At 68.3% G+C, this 15,687-nt stretch carries 18 protein-coding genes and 1 pseudogene; 10 read left to right on the top strand and 9 right to left on the bottom strand.

The window, feature by feature from the left end:
• Positions 1-284 precede the first annotated feature (284 nt).
• Genes ABT130_RS43900 through ABT130_RS43910 form a run of 3 tightly spaced genes read right to left on the bottom strand, consistent with a single transcriptional unit; the run spans position 285 to position 2,276 of the window.
• Positions 285-887 (bottom strand): response regulator transcription factor, encoded by a 603-nt coding sequence (locus ABT130_RS43900; protein WP_350965881.1) that lies wholly within the window; start codon positions 885-887, stop codon positions 285-287.
• Positions 888-906: 19 nt separating this feature from the next.
• Positions 907-2,025: a sensor histidine kinase gene (locus tag ABT130_RS43905; RefSeq protein ID WP_350965883.1), complete on the bottom strand. Its 1,119-nt coding sequence runs from the start codon at positions 2,023-2,025 to the stop codon at positions 907-909.
• A 26-nt stretch (positions 2,026-2,051) separates the two neighbouring features.
• Positions 2,052-2,276, bottom strand: coding sequence for a hypothetical protein (locus ABT130_RS43910; RefSeq protein WP_350965885.1), 225 nt, complete (start codon positions 2,274-2,276; stop codon positions 2,052-2,054).
• 162 nt (positions 2,277-2,438) lie between these two features.
• On the opposite strand from ABT130_RS43910, the gene ABT130_RS43915 reads away from it, so the two are divergent.
• Both ABT130_RS43915 and ABT130_RS43920 read left to right on the top strand, forming a co-directional pair.
• The gene (locus tag ABT130_RS43915; RefSeq protein WP_350965911.1) at positions 2,439-3,323 is read left to right on the top strand and encodes an ABC transporter ATP-binding protein; all 885 of its coding nucleotides are present in this window, start codon (positions 2,439-2,441) and stop codon (positions 3,321-3,323) included.
• 36 nt (positions 3,324-3,359) lie between these two features.
• Positions 3,360-4,079 carry an ABC transporter permease gene (locus ABT130_RS43920; RefSeq protein ID WP_350965887.1) on the top strand — a complete coding sequence of 240 codons (720 nt, stop codon included), beginning with the start codon at positions 3,360-3,362 and terminating at the stop codon, positions 4,077-4,079.
• A 162-nt stretch (positions 4,080-4,241) separates the two neighbouring features.
• Here the strand turns inward: ABT130_RS43920 and ABT130_RS43925 are convergent, their stop codons facing one another.
• Positions 4,242-4,967 carry a hypothetical protein gene (locus ABT130_RS43925; protein ID WP_350965889.1) on the bottom strand — a complete coding sequence of 242 codons (726 nt, stop codon included), beginning with the start codon at positions 4,965-4,967 and terminating at the stop codon, positions 4,242-4,244.
• 32 nt (positions 4,968-4,999) lie between these two features.
• A complete protein-coding gene (locus ABT130_RS43930; RefSeq protein WP_350965891.1) occupies positions 5,000-6,652 on the bottom strand; it encodes a hypothetical protein in 1,653 nt (550 codons plus the stop codon).
• 273 nt (positions 6,653-6,925) lie between these two features.
• Between ABT130_RS43930 and ABT130_RS43935 the strand changes: the two genes are divergently transcribed.
• The gene (locus ABT130_RS43935) at positions 6,926-7,516 is read left to right on the top strand and encodes an RNA polymerase sigma factor (RefSeq protein ID WP_350965893.1); all 591 of its coding nucleotides are present in this window, start codon (positions 6,926-6,928) and stop codon (positions 7,514-7,516) included.
• Positions 7,509-8,504, top strand: a complete 996-nt coding sequence (locus ABT130_RS43940; RefSeq protein ID WP_350965894.1) for a CU044_5270 family protein — start codon at positions 7,509-7,511, stop codon at positions 8,502-8,504. Before ABT130_RS43935 ends, ABT130_RS43940 begins: the two co-directional genes overlap by 8 nt.
• A gap of 283 nt (positions 8,505-8,787) precedes the next feature.
• Here ABT130_RS43940 and ABT130_RS43945 read toward each other — a convergent pair whose 3' ends face one another.
• The 4 genes and pseudogenes from ABT130_RS43945 to ABT130_RS43960 form a co-directional block, all read right to left on the bottom strand.
• Entirely contained in the window at positions 8,788-9,579 is a 792-nt protein-coding gene (locus tag ABT130_RS43945) for a hypothetical protein (RefSeq protein ID WP_350965896.1), read from the bottom strand.
• A gap of 14 nt (positions 9,580-9,593) precedes the next feature.
• Positions 9,594-10,157 carry a hypothetical protein gene (locus ABT130_RS43950; protein ID WP_350965898.1) on the bottom strand — a complete coding sequence of 188 codons (564 nt, stop codon included), beginning with the start codon at positions 10,155-10,157 and terminating at the stop codon, positions 9,594-9,596.
• A 467-nt stretch (positions 10,158-10,624) separates the two neighbouring features.
• Positions 10,625-10,990, bottom strand: a pseudogene (locus ABT130_RS43955) (DUF6879 family protein); the annotation flags it as partial.
• A 90-nt stretch (positions 10,991-11,080) separates the two neighbouring features.
• Positions 11,081-11,683 carry a TetR/AcrR family transcriptional regulator gene (locus ABT130_RS43960; RefSeq protein WP_350965900.1) on the bottom strand — a complete coding sequence of 201 codons (603 nt, stop codon included), beginning with the start codon at positions 11,681-11,683 and terminating at the stop codon, positions 11,081-11,083.
• Between the two features lie 138 nt (positions 11,684-11,821).
• On the opposite strand from ABT130_RS43960, the gene ABT130_RS43965 reads away from it, so the two are divergent.
• From ABT130_RS43965 to ABT130_RS43990, 6 genes are all read left to right on the top strand, one after another.
• Positions 11,822-12,586 carry a class I SAM-dependent methyltransferase gene (locus ABT130_RS43965; protein WP_451935178.1) on the top strand — a complete coding sequence of 255 codons (765 nt, stop codon included), beginning with the start codon at positions 11,822-11,824 and terminating at the stop codon, positions 12,584-12,586.
• 174 nt (positions 12,587-12,760) lie between these two features.
• Positions 12,761-13,600 (top strand): hypothetical protein, encoded by an 840-nt coding sequence (locus ABT130_RS43970; protein WP_350965903.1) that lies wholly within the window; start codon positions 12,761-12,763, stop codon positions 13,598-13,600.
• A gap of 24 nt (positions 13,601-13,624) precedes the next feature.
• A complete protein-coding gene (locus ABT130_RS43975; protein WP_350912429.1) occupies positions 13,625-14,137 on the top strand; it encodes a hypothetical protein in 513 nt (170 codons plus the stop codon).
• 342 nt (positions 14,138-14,479) lie between these two features.
• Positions 14,480-14,809 carry a PadR family transcriptional regulator gene (locus ABT130_RS43980; protein WP_350965905.1) on the top strand — a complete coding sequence of 110 codons (330 nt, stop codon included), beginning with the start codon at positions 14,480-14,482 and terminating at the stop codon, positions 14,807-14,809.
• 2 nt (positions 14,810-14,811) lie between these two features.
• A complete protein-coding gene (locus tag ABT130_RS43985; RefSeq protein WP_350965907.1) occupies positions 14,812-15,225 on the top strand; it encodes a DUF1048 domain-containing protein in 414 nt (137 codons plus the stop codon).
• The coding region (locus tag ABT130_RS43990) for an ABC transporter ATP-binding protein (protein ID WP_350965909.1) at positions 15,225-15,687 on the top strand (463 nt) is incomplete at its 3' end. The genes ABT130_RS43985 and ABT130_RS43990, both read left to right, overlap by 1 nt.

Genomic DNA, 15,687 nt, shown 5'->3' on the forward strand with positions numbered 1-15,687 from the left:
CTCCGCCTTGCGAGACACCACCTGACCGATCCTCGCCACGGCAAGATCCGCAGGACAGGACCTAGCCGCGTTCGACACCTCCCTGCGGCCGGCGGCCGGCGGCAGGGAGGTGTCCCGGTGTGCCGTCCTGCCGGAGCGGGTGATCGCGAGGTCACCCGGCTCATCTCCACGGGACGCCCGGCGGCGCGTCCGTGGCCCGTCACGGACGCGTCGGATTCGCCGCCGAGGGGCCTGATATCGGCCAAGAGGTCACCGCCGAAATCCTCGACGTCCGCCATCGGCGCTCACAGCCAGTCGTGTTCACGCGCGTACCGCGCCGCTTCGTGCCGGGTCCGGGTCTGAGTCTTCTGCATCGCATTCGAGAGGTAGTTGCGCACCGTGCCCTCTGCCAGGTGGAGTTGGGCGGCGATGTCGGCGACCGAATAGCCTTCGCCGGTCGCCCGCAGCACATCGACCTCGCGGTCGGTGAGCGGGCAGTCGTCGACGACGGCGAGTGCGGAGACATCCGGGTCGATCCATCGCCTGCCCTCGTGCAGGGTTTTGATGACCGAAACGATGTGCGCCGGTTCCGCGGACTTGCTGACGAAACCCTGGACTCCGAGCTTCAATGCCCTGCGCAGCACGCCGGGCCTGGCATGGCGGGTCAGCATGAGGATCACCTGCTCCGGCCGCGCACGGCGGATCTCCGCGACGGCGCCGAGTCCGTCCACACCGGGCATCTCCAGATCGATGACGAGCACATCGGGCAGGTTTCGCAGCGTGGCCTGGACGGCCGCCGCACCATCTTCTGCTTCGGCGAGCACGCTGATCTCGCCCTCGAGTGGGAGCAACGACGCCAGCGCTTTGCGGAGGAGTGCCTCGTCGTCGGCGAGCACCACGGTGGTCATCGGTCGTCCTTTCCCGCTGTTAGAGGGCAGCGCCCGAACGACCGTGCGGGAATGCCGCAGCCGTCAGGAAACGCCCGTCTTTCTGCTCCACCGTCAGCTCGCCTCCGTTGCCCACCACTCGTTCCTTGAGCGTGGCGAGCCCCCGCAGTTCGGGCAGCGGACCTTCCCGCACGCCGTCGTTGACGATGGCGATGCCCGACTCCGACAGGGTGATACGCACCTGCTCGGCCTGCGCATGCCGCAGGATGTTGGTCGTCGTCTCCCGCAGGACCTGGCCGAGCAGCTCGCCTGCGCGCGCGTCGACCTCGGCCTCACGGTCGACGCGCACGCGGATGCCCGCGGCCTCGAAGAGGTTCTTCGCGTTCTCCAGCTCCGCGGACAGGTTGAGCCGCCGCTGCGCGTAGGCGAGTTCCTTGGTCTGGGTGATGGTGTCGCTGACCAAGGCATGCACCTCGCGCAGTTCCTGCTCCACTCGTTCGGCGTCGCTGTGCACCAGCTTCTGGGCCAGCGCGATCTTCAGCTTCACCACATGCAGCGTGTGGCCCTGGATATCGTGCAGATCACTGGCAAAACGCACGCGCTCCCGGATGACGGCCAGCTCCGCTTCGCGTTCTCGTGCCTCCTCCAGCTCCGCAACGAGGCCATAGAACCTCTGGTTGGGGAACATGAGGCCGGTCAGCACCGCTGTGGCGCCCGCGGGAACGATGACGTATCCGATCAGGACACCGGAGAGATCTTCCTGGGTGACCAACAGCCTCGCCGCGCCTACTACGGCGACGTAGGCGATCAGCCCCAGGGCCGCCCAGCCTCGGTGGCGCGGCAGCTGGGGGACGGCGAGGGAGCCCACGATCAAAATGCCGTAGAACGCCGAGGCACTGTCCACCACCAGCACTCCGAGGAGCCACACGGCCGCGGTGATGACCAGGCAGGGGAGCGCGACGCGGGAGATGTCGCGCGCCGCCCACCACACGAAGGCCACCAGGGCCGCGACCACGCCCAGACCCAGGACGATGACGTGCCACCAGGTCCGGGCATCGGTCGCCACCATCAGCGCCCCTACGACAGTGAGCAGCGGGAGGAACATGGTGAGATTGAGTCTGCGCAGCCGTCCCCGCGTCGCCTCGGTGTGCTCGGACATCGGGTGTGCCGCTGTCCGGGCCGGCCTCACCGGTCCTCACCTGGCCGCTGAGCCGTCAGGCCGAGCAGCGGGACCGCCACAGCGCTCGCCACAGTGCTTGCCATGGCGCTCGCCACAGTGAGGACCGCGGCCGTCCACATCGGCCACCGGTCGCTCTCCGACCACGACTCCCCGCCGTCAGGCAAGAGACCGGCGCCGAGGTAGTGGAGGAAGAACGCCGCGCAGACCAGGCGCAGGGGTTCGGTGCCCATGGGTGGCTCTCCGGGATAGAACAGCAGAGTCTGCCCAGTATTCTTCCGGTTCCGTGGTGGCACCAGTGACGCTGCGTCATACGTTCACCCAAGAAATGTCATGGCGAGGTCATGACGTGGTCGCACTGCCCGGTGAGCGCGGTGGCTGCTGGGATCGACAGCATGTCCTCGACACCGGTCATCGACGTTGAACGTCTGAACCTCAGCTACGGCGACTTCCATGCCGTGAAGGACCTGTCCTTCCAGGTGGAGCGCGGCGAGCTCTACGCTCTGCTCGGCACGAACGGGGCGGGGAAGACCTCGACCCTGGAGACCATCGAAGGCCACCGTACGGCCACCTCGGGCACCGTGCGGGTCTTCGGGCAGAGCCCACGAGACCGGCGCGCCGTGCGGCCCAGGATGGGCATCATGCTGCAGGACAGCGGGTTCTCCCCGGACCTGACGGTGCGGGAATCGGTCCGGCTGATCGGAAGACTCACCCAGCGCACGGACACGGTCGAACGCGTGCTCAGCGTTGTGAATCTCACTCGCAAGGCCGGCATCAAGGTGTCCCAGCTCTCCGGCGGAGAGAAGCGGCGTCTGGACTTCGCCACCGCCGTGTACGGAACGCCTGAGCTGATCTTCCTGGACGAGCCCACCACCGGCCTGGACATCCAGTCCCGCGACGATCTGTGGGACACCGTGAACAAGCTGCGCGAAGACGGCTCCACCGTCGTTCTCACCACGCACTACCTGGAAGAGGCGCAGCAGTACGCCGACCGCATCGGTCTCATGCACAAGGGCACCTTCCACCGGGAGGGGACCGTCTCCGAACTGACGCGGACCCTGCCGGCCGCCATCCGCTTCTCCCTTGCGGCCCACGCACCGGCGCTACCGCTGCAGGCCACGCGCGAGAGTGACGGGAAGTTCCTCATCGAGACCTTCGGCCTGCAGAAGGACCTGTACACCCTGCTCCGCTGGGCGCAGGACCACGCGGTGGAGCTGCGGGAACTCCAAGCCGGACCGACCCGGCTCGACGATGTCTTCCGCGCCCTCGACAGCGACTAGACCACTTCCCCGACTTCCAGGAAAAGGACCTTCGCCATGCTCTCGATCGCTCTCAGTGAGCTGGTCCAGATCTTCCGGAACCGGCTGGTTCTGGTCACCAGTGTCGTCATGCCCGCGGTGGTCAGCGCGTTCTTCATCTACCAGCACGAAGTCTTCGCGGCCCTGGGCAGCCTCGGATACATCGCGGCGGTGGTGATGTTCACCGTAGGAGCGTTCGGGCTCTACACCACCGCGGTGACCACGCTGGCCTCCCGCCGGCAGAACCTCTTCCTCAAGCGGTTGCGCTCCACCGCGGCGAGCGACGCCGGCATCCTCTCCGGGCTGCTGCTCCCGGTCACCGTCATCTCGCTGGTCCAGGTGGTCGTGATCATGACCGTGCTGGCCGTGGTCACCGGCCGGCCGGACAACATTCCCCTCCTGGCGGCGGCCGTCCTCTCGATGGTGATCATGATGCTCGGCCTGGGACTGGCCACGGCGGGACTGACGGACTCCCCCGAGCACGCCCAGGTGACCACGCTGCCCATCAGCCTCGGCACCATCGCCGTGACCAGCTGGGTGGGGATCACCGGCACCGAGGAGCTCACCCTGCTCAAGCGGCTGCTCCCCGGCGGCTCGGCCACCGAACTGGCCGTCAACGCCTGGAACGGCGGCGTTCCCGTCACGGAGTCCCTGGTTCTCCTGGCGCCCACGCTGAGCTGGGTCGTTGTCGCCGTCGCGCTGGCTTCCCGGATCTTCCGCTGGGAGCCGCGCCGATGACGACGCTCGGCGTGGGTCATCCATGGGCGCGGAGGACGCGACCGGCTGGGATCATGTGTCGTTCGATTCGGCTGCGTCGTGGCGGTTCCGCGTTCAGACGAGCTCGGCCAGAGGCGGGACAGCGTCTGTGGCCTGTTCGACATCAGTCACGTGGCTTGAGTTCTAGTGACCGGGTGTCCCCGGAGACGTGGCGGAGCAGCCGTGGGTGACGAAGTAGATCTCCATGGAGATCGACCCGCTCGGGGCGGAGAGGTCGTGGAAGTTCCGGGTCACGGCCGTTCCGAAGATGCGCGGGTACGTCTCGCGGATGGCCGTGTTGACCCGGGTGGCCAGCTGAACGCCGCCGCTGGCACCGCCGTCGGAGTCGGAACCGAAGGTCAGCACCATACCGACGCGCCGTCCGGCCAGGTTGCCTTTGTGCCTGCGCAGTTCCTGGCGGACCTGTGCGGCCAGGACGCCGTCAGCGGCGCCGGGGGTGACCCGGAACGAGAGCGTGACCGGTTTCGCCCGGACGCCTCCGACGAGGCCGGTGCAGGGGGAGGGCGAGGGGCCGGGCTTCTCCTTGACCGGGCTCTTCTGCTCCGCGGGCTCCTCGGGCCGGTGCGCTCTCTCCGAGGTTTCCTTCTCCGGGGCCTTCTTCCTCGGCGGCTTCTCGGCTGAAGGCTCTTCGGCCAGGGGCTCTTTGTTCGGTAGTCCTTCGGACGGGGGCTCTTCGGTCGAGGGCTCTTGGGACGGGGGCCGGGTGGAGTCAGGCAGGGGCTGGAAGGAGTCCGGTTGGAACCGGGCGGTGTCCGTCACGGGGTCGGTGGGTGAGGGGGGTGGTGCCTGCGCTCCCAACATGATGATCGTGAGTCCGAGCAGCAGGTCGGCGAAGAGCCAACCGGCCATCAGGGTCGTGCTGGAGGTTCTTCGGCGGGCGGTCACAGCGGGGTCCGAGCTCTCCGGCGTGAGTCCGGCTCGTCGTCACCGCTGTCGTCTGCTTCGCCGGTGCCGGTGCCGGTGGCCTGGTCGTTGTCGCCGCCGTCGGCCCGGTCGCCTTCGCTGTCCCCGCCGCCGCTGGGACCCTCGCCGTCGCCGCTGCCCTCGCCGTTCTCCCCATCCTTGCCGGGACCGCCGGCCGGGAGAGTCCAGAGGCCGTCGGCCGGAAGCCGCAGCCTGGTGCTCACCTGCTCCGAGTCGGTGGCCTCGCGCTCGGCGAGTTCCTTCGAAGGCAGGTCGGCCAGCGCGCCGGCGAGCGCGGTGGGAAGCCGGTCGAGCACCTCCCGCGTCCGCTCCAGCAGGGCGACCGTCTCGATGGTGGTGTCGATCCGGGAGGCGTGCATCCCGGTGGCGGCGGACCAGCTCTCAAGGGCCTCCCGGATCTCCGTACCGGCGCCCTCGAAGGTCCGGTGAAACTCCCTGGCCGTGCCCGCGATGGTGTCGGTGACCCGTGCGCCGAGCAGGTCGACCGCCTTCTCCGTCGACGAGCCGACCGAATCGATCGAGATGGCCGCGCGGTCGACGGCGTGGCCGATGCCCGCCGTCGCGCCGACCAGCTCGTTGATCCGGAGGTCCAGGCCGGAGACGCTGCCCTGGACCAACTTCATGGACCGTACGAGTTCGTCGTTGAACGCCTGGCGCATGTCGAGGGTGGTCCGGGAGATGGTCGTCGACAACTGGTTCCCGGCATCGGTGACGGCCTGGCCGGTCGTGGAGCCAGCGGTGTCGATCATGGCCGAGAACCGGGCCACCGCCGAGGCGAGGTCGTCACAGGTGTTGTTGACGGCCGCCAGGTGCCCGCCCAGGTGCTCGACGGCGTCGCGCACGTCGATCGCGCTGCCGGCCAGCGCGTCCGTGGTCTTGCGGGTGGCCTCCAGGGTCAGGGTGAGCGCCTCGACCAGTTCGGTGTGCACCTTGCGCGCCGTGGTCCCGACGAAGCCGATGTCGGCCGCCGCCTTGTTGAGCTCGGCCCCGAACCGCTCCGGCGAGGAGAGCCGGACCTGGCCGAGTACCAGGCTCGCCTCGGTCAGCGCCCCGCGGAGCCGGACGCGGAGGGCGCGGAGCTCCCGCTCCGCGGCGTCCTCCCTGGTGTTCCGCGTGATGTTCTCGAACACGGTCCAGCAGATGAGGCAGAAGATGGCCGCGAGGGTGCAGAGCGCGATGTTGTCGAACTCGAAGAACCCGGGCAACCTGCCGTCGAAGCCCTGCTGCCACATCTCCAGGAAGGGCCGTCGGGCCGCGTCCAGGCCGCCGGCCGCGAGGACGTCGCCGTAGGCGCCGGTGGCCATCATCAGGCCGAGCCAGGTGATGAAGATCGGTACGAAGACGAGGGCGGGACCGATGGCGCCGCTGAGCCCTCGTCGCCATCCCGGTCTCCCCGGCGAGGACGTGGTTCCCGCCGGTTCCCCGTCCACCAGGATGGTGTCGTCGGGGGAGAAGGCGGCGAACAGATCGACCTCGCACCAGTGTCCGGCCATGTCGGGATCGATGACCGCGTCCGCGAGATCACGTAGCTGGTCCTGACGGGCCGCCAGGTGGGGGTGATCGGCAAGCTCGCGAAGCTCGCCGGCAAGCTCCAGATCCGTCACGGACAACCGACATCCTCTCCTGATGGCGCCGAGCGCCTTTTCGGCAATCCGGATGGACCGATTCACGCCTCCGAGAGGCGTGATCATTTTGGCATATGGCGCGCATGTCGGCGGAAAGAACGGTCCTCCTACGGAGGAGAGGGCGCCGGCCCGACGACGGCGGGCGCGGACGGTGCCGTGCGGCACGGTGGGTCAGGTCCGTGAAACGGAGGCGTGGAGAACCCGATCCGCGGCATCGGGTGAAAGGGAGTGACCGGACCCAGGAAACGGAGTTCACGCTTGAGCGCGGAGACAGATCTGGACGACGCGGAGGTGATCAGGCGTGCCCGGCGTGATTCCGCCGCTTTCTCGGTGCTGTTCGACCGACATGCCCCCGCCCTGCACCGTTACGTGACGCGGCGACTGGGGGACTCGATGGCCGACGACATCGTGGCCGAGACGTTCCTCACCGCCTTCCGGCGGCTCGGGCGCTACGACACCGACTACCGCGATGCCCGCCCCTGGTTGTACGGCATCGCCGCCAACCTCATCGGCAAGCACCACCGCGCCGAGGTCAGGGCGTACCTCTCGCTGGCCAGGACCGGGGTGGACGAGGTGGCCGAGAGCTACGCCGACCGGGTGGAGGCCCGGGTGACGGCCTCGGCGGCGCAGCGCGATCTGGTGAGGGCACTCGCCACGTTGGCGTCGAAGGATCGCGAGGTGCTGCTGCTGATCGCCTGGGCGGATCTCAGCTACGAGGAGACGGCGCGGGCACTCGGCATCCCGATCGGCACGGTGCGCTCGCGCCTGCACCGCGCCAGGAGGAAGACCCGTGAGGCCCTGGGCGGGGTCGATCCGTCCGCTATCTCGGAGGAGACCGGCCGTGGATGACCTGGAACTGCTGAGCGAGCTGCGGGCGAACGCGCCCGAGCCCGACGCCGACCGCCTGCGCGCGCTGCGGGCGCGTTCCCTGCGGCGCCGCCGCCGGCTGCGGCCGGTGCTCTCGCTGCCGCTGGCCATGACGGCGGCCGTCGCGGTGATCGCGGCGGTGGCCGTGGTGGTGCACGACGACGAACGGCCGGTCGCGCGGCCACCCGTCACCGCGGAGGCGACGCCGGTGAGCGCGGAGGTCATGCTGAGGCAGGCGGCGCTGATGGCCGAGAAGCGCCTGCCGGACGGCATCTCGCCCCGTCCCGACCAGTGGCTGTACCGCAAAAGCGTCGTCAGGCAGCCCGCCGACGGCTCGGTCGAGACCCAGGAGTACTGGACGCGCTACGACGGCACCCGGCAGGCGACCCGGCTGGGTCGGCGCCCGATGGAGACGCGGACCCTCGGGCCGGACCCGGGTGACGACGACCTGTCCCCCCGGCAGTACGCGGCCAGGCTGGCCAAGCTGCCCACCGACCCGGACAGGCTGCTGGCCCATGTCAAGGGCGACCGGCATTGGAAGGACAAGCCGGACGAGGAGCGGGGGCGCGCCGACTACCCGGACGCGCGGGCGTTCGGGGTGCTGTCGGTCTACCTCAGCCAGGAGGTCCCCCTGCCGCCCAAGCTGGAGGCGGCGATCTTCCGCGCTCTCGCCAGGATTCCGGGAGTCCGGGTGGACCTCGGCATCCGCGACGCGGCGGGCAGGTCAGGTATGGGCATCGCCTACGAGGTCGGGGCTCCGGGCTTCGGCACGCGGCGCGACGAGAACGGTCAGGTCACCGAGCGGTCCTACGTCATCCTCGACAGCACGACCTATCGTTACCTCGGCTCGCGGACGGACTACCTGCGGGACCAGCTCATCAACGGCGCGGTGGCTTTCCCGCAGGGAAGCTTCTTTGCGACCGCCAAGGTCGCGGCAGGGGTCGTCGACGAACCCGGACAGATCCCTTAATGCGACGTTCCCTACCGGAAGTACAGATCCACCCCGGTCCCGGCATCAGGAAGACAGGCCCGACAATCTCGGTTTCCTTGCAGCGCGTTCGCAACCTCCGTTGGGAAACGGAGCACTAAGGGCCCTGTCAGCAGGGGCGAAGGGGGCGAGCAACAGGCTCCTCAGGCGCCAAGGCGGACAACGTCGGCCTGGTAGCGGGGTGGAAAGATCGTGTTCATAACTTTCTCCCCGGCCAACCCGGTGGCGCTTCCCTCGGGCAGACCCGGGGAAAGCGCCACCGGACTCAATCGACGGGTGAACGCGCCCCTTCGGGCCGGTCGGCCGTGAGCATCAACGGGGTGCCGACCCCGTTCTGGGAGGCCGCCTCGGCGAGGAAGGCGGCCAGCCATCCCAGCGCGTCCAACGACCATTCGGTGAGGACGCCGTGGAATGTGACCCGGTGCCGGGCGGGCCCGCGCCACAGCTCGTCGATGACGGCGGGTTCCAGGACCATGCCGTCGTCGGTCAGGGAGAACGAGTCGCACACGAAGACGTCCTGCGTGAAACCCCGCATCCACCGGAGCATCCCGGGCGCCGCCGAGTGGATGGACGGATCCTGCCCGCCGTCCAACGTCACCCGTACCGGTGTTCTCCACTGCGGGTCAACGTCGGCGAACCAGCCGGCGTCCTGGAACAGGGGCAGCACAGCGCTCACCCGCGACGAGGCGTCAAGGCTCTGCACCGGCAGCAGAAGCTGAACCGCTCGCAGGCGCGGAGTGCCGATACGCGCCACCACGTCGCCCGCACACGAGAGGAACGCCTGAACCGGCAACGGCCGGCGGTCGGGAACCGGTTCGGTCAACGACACCTGAAACCACGCGATGCGCGACGGCTCCGGGCCCTGCCCGGCGTCGTTCATCCCCCACAGGCCGCCGGACGCGTTCTCGATGGCCTCGGTGAGCCATCCCATCGCGGACGACCTCGCGACGAACAGACTGTACGCGTCCGAGGAGGCGACGCGAGGATCTCGCCACGGATGCAACGCCAGCTCGCCGTGCAGAGCCGCGAACATGGTGCTGTCGGGTCTGATGCTCACGTCGCCCTCTTCCGCTATCGCCTGCAGTAGATGTTCCGGCTCGGTGTGTAGAGCTTGCCCGGGTCGTCGGCCAGGCCGACCAGGTCCACGTCGACGACGCTACGCCATCCCGTCAGGCTGTTGCTGTTACAGCCGCCGCGTCCGGTCGCGCGGTTGCCGGCGCCGCCGCCGGACCGCACCGTCGCACTGCCCGCCGTGCCGGCGTTTCTCCAGCTGCCGTCGGAGTAGTACTGCTGCAGCTGCACCGTGACGACCGCCAGGGTGGCGTTGCAGTTGCCGTTGACCCACCAGCCGTGCCCGGAGGCCTCGAAGGCGGACGAGGAGACGTGGACGTAGTCCCCCGCGGTGTTGAAGACGCACAGCGCCCGGGTGTTCGTCGCGGAACCGGTGTTGTCCAGGCTCGCCTCGCCCCCCGCGGGAGCCCGACCGGTATCGGGAACCGGAGCGGGGGCGGGGGCGGGAGGGGGTGCGAGGACGGACGCCGACGGAACCGCGATCGCCGCGGTCTGCGACATCCCGAGGAGCGCTGCGCTTACGATGCCAGCCGTCATGGAGATCTTGCGGAGCGATTGACGCATGATCGTACCTCCGTGCTGAGTCGAGTCGAGCAGGGGCAGGGGCCATTGTGTGGATCTTTTCTGGCGGTTGGAAATGTGCACGGTGCTGATCTCACGTGATGGCGCCAGACATTGGTAAACGTGTCATTTCCGCTCTTCCGTGTCAACGGAAAAAGAATTATTGACGGCGTTTCGATGGCTACTCGATCTGCTATTCGTGAACATAGCTGGACAATTCATCGAATAATTATTTATTTTTCACCAAAACCCGCCAATGGCCCATCTCGCCTGCTCGACGCTGGAGGACATGTGCCGGAGTGGACGGCTCTGCTGCCCTCGGATCTGGAGGCGGTGGGGCCGTACCACCTTGAGAGGTGGTTTGGTGCCGGCACTGACGCCCATGACCTGTACGACATCACGCGAGGACCCCGACAGTTCGGAATGCGAACTGCCGAGGTGCTTCTCGTCTTCTCCGGGCTTTTTGCCGCCTACTCCGTCTTCGTCGTGGGCGAGGAAAGGGGTGCCACCTCGCGGTCGAAGTAGGACATCACATCTTCACCGGCCTCGTAGAGGCTTTTGATGTATGTTTCCCAACCGCCGATGAGGCCGGGATCGGTGTAGCGAACCGCACCGTTCGGGACGCCGGTTTCGGTGTAGAGAACGTGGTAGAGGGTTCGGCCGCCGAGGATGACCACTTCCGGCAGTGGAGCGGCCCTCTCCGAGGCCGCCACCTTTTCCACGCCGACCACGCGGACCCGCTCACCGCATTCGGCGCGCAGTCGCAGCGAGTGCAGTTCCCACCGCATATATGGCGTGAGCGGCGTCTCGACCACGCGTACCCGGTGGAAGAAGGAATCGCGACGTTCGTCCGGACGAAGGGACGCGGGCTTCGCGGAACCGACCCCCCGTAACGCCTTGCATCAAGCGGTTTGCTGCTGGGTGGTTCACAGCAGCCGTCTTTGCGCGACGTCGGCGATGACCGTGGTCACGACCTTGCCGACGGCTCCAGCCTCCACCGGGGCGCCTTCCCGGCCGGCGAACAGCAGGTGCCCGGCCCCGATCAGTGAGAGCGCGAGCGCGTCGACGTCGGCGTCGACCGCGATGCGGCCCAGCTCGCATTCGTCGTTGAGGTAGCAGGCGATCATGGCCACGGCTTCCGTCATGACCGGGATACCGGGGCCCGGCCTGGCGTGGCGCAGCCGGGCGCGCAGCTCGTCCCGGAAGATGACGAGACTGACGATCGCCACCGCGACCGGGTCGAACAGGTCTGTCAGCGCGCCGGTGAGGTTGCCGGCGACGGTGCCGGTCCCGGCGGACTCGCGCAAGGCGGCGGCCTGGTCGTCGATCCGGGCGATACGGTCTCGCACGAGCTCGGCGAGGAAGGCGTCGAAGTCGGCGAAGTGCCGGTGCAGGACGCCCTTGGCGACGCCGGCCTCGGTGGTGACCGCACGGCTGGTCAACGCGTTCGGCCCGTCCTGAAGCAGGACGCGCTCGGCGGCGTCGAACAACTGTCGGCGGGCGTCATGGATGTGCACCCCGGTCGGCACCGCGCCTTCCTCCTTACGCTCACCGCGAATCGCTACCTCGTTGGCAAGTGGGCGCGTGCCCACTACGGTGGGCGCATGCCCACTATATCGCAGGGACAATCGCACCCTTCCGAGAATGAGCCGCACAAGGCCAGACAGGTGGCGGAGTCGTTCGGGGCGGACGCCGAACGCTACGACCGGGCCCGGCCCCGCTATCCCGATGCCCTCGTGGAGCGGATCGTCGCCGCCAGCCCCGGGCCCGACGTCCTGGACGTCGGCTGCGGCACCGGCATAGAGGCCAGGCAGTTCCAGGCGGCCGGCTGCACGGTGCTGGGCGTCGACCCCGATGAGCGGATGGCCGAGTTCGCGCGGCGCAGCGGGGTCGAGGTACAGGTGGCGACGTTCGAGGCCTGGGATCCGGCCGGCCGAACGTTCGACGTGGTCATCGCGGGCCAGGCCTGGCACTGGGTGGACCCGGTCGCGGGTGCCGTGAAGGCGGCCCAGGTCCTGCGGCCCGGCGGCCGGCTGGCGGTGTTCGCGCATGACTTCGAGCCTCCGCCCGCCATTGCGGAGGCCTTCAACGCGGTCTATCGGCGGGTGGTGCCCGACTCGCCGTTCAACGGCCGGCCACCGCAGCAGACCCAGGACATCTACCAGGAGATGTTCACCATGTTCGCCGACGGAATCCGAAAGGCGGATGAGTTCGGCGACCCGGAGCAGTGGCGATTCGACTGGGAGCGGTTCTACACCCGCGACGAGTGGCTGGATCTGCTGCCCACGACCGGTGGCCTCACCCGGCTCCCGGCGGACAAACTGGCCGAAGTACTGGCAGACGTCGGGGCCGCCATCGACGCGATCGGGGGCGGCTTCACGATGCCCTACACCACGATGGCGGTCACCGCGGTAAGAACCGGCGCCAGCTGACCCGGCTTTCCGGGGTATCCGACGCCGCGGGCAGGACGCCCGCCTTGTGGCCGGGATAAAAGTGTGGCTGGAGAGATCTGGATCGTACCGGCGGTGGCGTGAAAGTACATCCGGGGTCGGTGCTCGATTAGGGTTGAGCGCTTTGTTCGCTTTCTCGCCCCCCGGGAAGTACATATGCGTTCCATCCGTTCCGGCCGTCGATATCGTTTCGGATGGCTCGCCGCATTCGTCGTGGGCGGTTATCTGGCCGCGGTGGTCGCATTCGGGGTCGTCGCGCTGGTGAGCGGTGACGACAGGGTTCTCCGGCTGCTGGTGGTTCTCCCGGGAGAGCCGGGCGTGGGCCGGCAGGTGTTGTTCCTGCTCCTGGTCGGTGCGGCGCAGTGCTGGGCGCTGTGGCAGATCCTCCGCGGGCGGGTCGCCGGGGAGATCGGTGAGCAGGGGAGAGTCGTCCGCCTGCTGCGGGTGGCGCTCTATGTCAATGTGGCCCTCTTTTCGCTCGATTGGTTCGCGGCCTATCTGCCTTGGCGGACCTACGACCTGGAAGATCTCGGACAGCTCGCCCTGGTGGTGCTGTTCTACCGGGTGCTGGACGGCGCCTCCCGCGCGCTACGGCTCACCGCGCTGGTGGCCGGGACACTCGACGTGGCGGGCTCGATCGGTGCGGAGGTGTTCGACGCTCTCGATCTCCGAAGCCTCGAAGAAGGCTCCGAGATCGTCCAGCTGAACGGGTGGACCTGGCTGCTCTGGATGCTGCTGACCGTCGTGGCCCAGGCCGGGGACGGCAGATGGGGCAGGGACACCGTGTGGTCGGGGGTGGCCTCCATGGTGCTGCCGTTCTTGGTCGCACCGCTGGTGTTCGCCTTCATCGATGACTACTCCGCCTTCACACCGCTCCTGGGGGTGGTCACCCTTTTCCGGCCGGTCTGGCTGGCCCGGTCCGCCCACGACCTCGCCGGCCCGCACCCCAGGCGGGTACGGACGGAGAAGAAGCGGACCAGGGCCCCGTTCGGCTGATGGCCGCTGCCGGTCACGGCCGTCGTGCTGCCGTTGCTCCCGGTGGCGGTCAACCTGGCCCACGGCCTGCCGTTCTGGATCGGCCCGAGGGGGATAATCGAGTCCTTCGTCCGCACGTATCTCTGGGAACTCACCCCGTTCCCGGTGGCGGACCAGGTGCGCGGCCCGGTCACCTCGCGCGGCGACTGCGAGCCGCCCGAGCGCGGGCGGGGCGCGGACGGCGAACTCAGGACGCCCCCGCCGACCGGTGAGCGGGCCTTCGTGTGCACGGTGCGGACATCCGAGGCGCTGCCGTCCGCGCGGAGCATCCCCGACCAGGCGCTGGTGGCGTACGGACACCGGTTGTGCGGCGTCTACACGCGGAACGATCCGGGAGAACTCGCCCGCGTCCGCGAGACCGGTGGCCCCGATGTGCGCACACTGCCCGCCCTCCTGGTCGACATCTGCCCGCGCGCCGCCGAGGTCGTCAGGGCGCAGAGCGTCGCCGAAGAGCGCGAGATGCTGGAGTGGGAGGCAAAGGGTCTTCCGGCTGGTTGACGGCATGGTCACTGGGTGCGGCGGGGTGGGCCGAGGATGGTGGTGATCTTGGCGATGGCTTCGGGGCCGGGTTTGACGTAGCGCATGGCGGTGCGGGGGTTCTTGTGCCGGGTCTTGCCCATGATGAGCTGCAGCGGGACGTCGGCCTCGCCGAGGCGGGCGCGGCCGGTGTGCGGGCAGATGTCGGCGACGGGCTCGCTCGCGAGCAGCGATCAGGCCGCCCGCACCCACATGCTTGCGGCCCCCGATTGCCCCTCAGCTATTCGGTGTTGCTAGGTACTGGTAGTCGGTGTTACTTTGTACCAGTAGTTAGCGACACCGAGTAGCTGAGGTGGGTGTTCCGTGGGCAAGCAACTGACGGAGATGCTCAAGGGAACGCTGGAGGGCATCGTCCTGGCGATCCTGTCCGGTCGGCCCGCGTACGGCTACGAGATCACGGCGTGGCTGCGGGAGCAGGGCTTCTCCGACATCGCCGAGGGCACCATCTACGCGCTGCTCGTCAGGGTCGAGCAGCGCGGCCTCGTCGACGTGGAGAAGGTCCCGTCCGAGAAGGGGCCGCCGCGCAAGGTGTACTCCCTGAACGCTCAAGGACGGGAGTACCTCGAAGAGTTCTGGAGGAACTGGAGCTTCCTCACCGAGAGGCTCGAACAACTCCGAGAAGGAGGTAAGTAGACGTGGTCACAGGGTCGAACGAGCCGAAGAGCCGCTACCTGCAGTACCTGGAGATCCTCACCGGGTCGCTCGAGGACAAGCGGCGCTACCGGCAGTACAAGGCGCGCATCAAGCAGCTTCCCGAGAACTATCGCACGGCCGTCGAAGCGCTGGAGCGGTACCTGATGCACTTCGGGCCGGCGGACGGTGCCGGCGCGATGGCGATGTATGAGGATCTTGCCGATCTGTTCGAACAGAGCGCGGCGGACGGAACCCCGATCCGCGACATCTTCGGGAAAGACCCTGTGGAGTTCGTGGAGGCGTTCGTGGCCAACTACCCGATCGGGCAGTACAGAACCCGGGAGCGGAACCGCTTCACCAGCGCCATCGAACGCGCCGCCGGCGAAAACACCGCAAGAAAGGACAGGACAGACTGATGACGACACAGCAAGCCCAGGCGATCCAGGTGCAAGGCCTGGAGAAGTCGTACAAGGAACTGCATGTGCTGCGCGGCGTGGACTTCACCGTGGCACGAGGCAGCATCTTCGCCCTGCTCGGCTCCAACGGGGCAGGCAAGACCACGGCCGTGAAGATCCTGTCCACGCTGCTCAAGGCCGACGCCGGGACCGCCCGCGTCAACGGCTTCGACGTCGCCACGCAGGCTGCGGACGTGCGGGAGTCCATCAGCCTCACCGGACAGTTCGCCGCCGTCGATGAGATCCTCAGCGGGCGGGAGAACCTCGTGCTGGTCGCCCGGTTACGGCATCTCAAGAATCCCGGCCAGATCGCCGATGACCTGCTCGAGCGTTTCTCGCTGACCGACGCGGGCGCGCGCAGGGTGTCGACGTATTCGGGCGGCATGCGCCGCCGCCTGGACATCGCGATGAGCCTCATCGGCA

Source organism: Streptosporangium sp. NPDC001681 (assembly GCF_040298085.1).
Taxonomy (GTDB): domain Bacteria; phylum Actinomycetota; class Actinomycetes; order Streptosporangiales; family Streptosporangiaceae; genus Streptosporangium.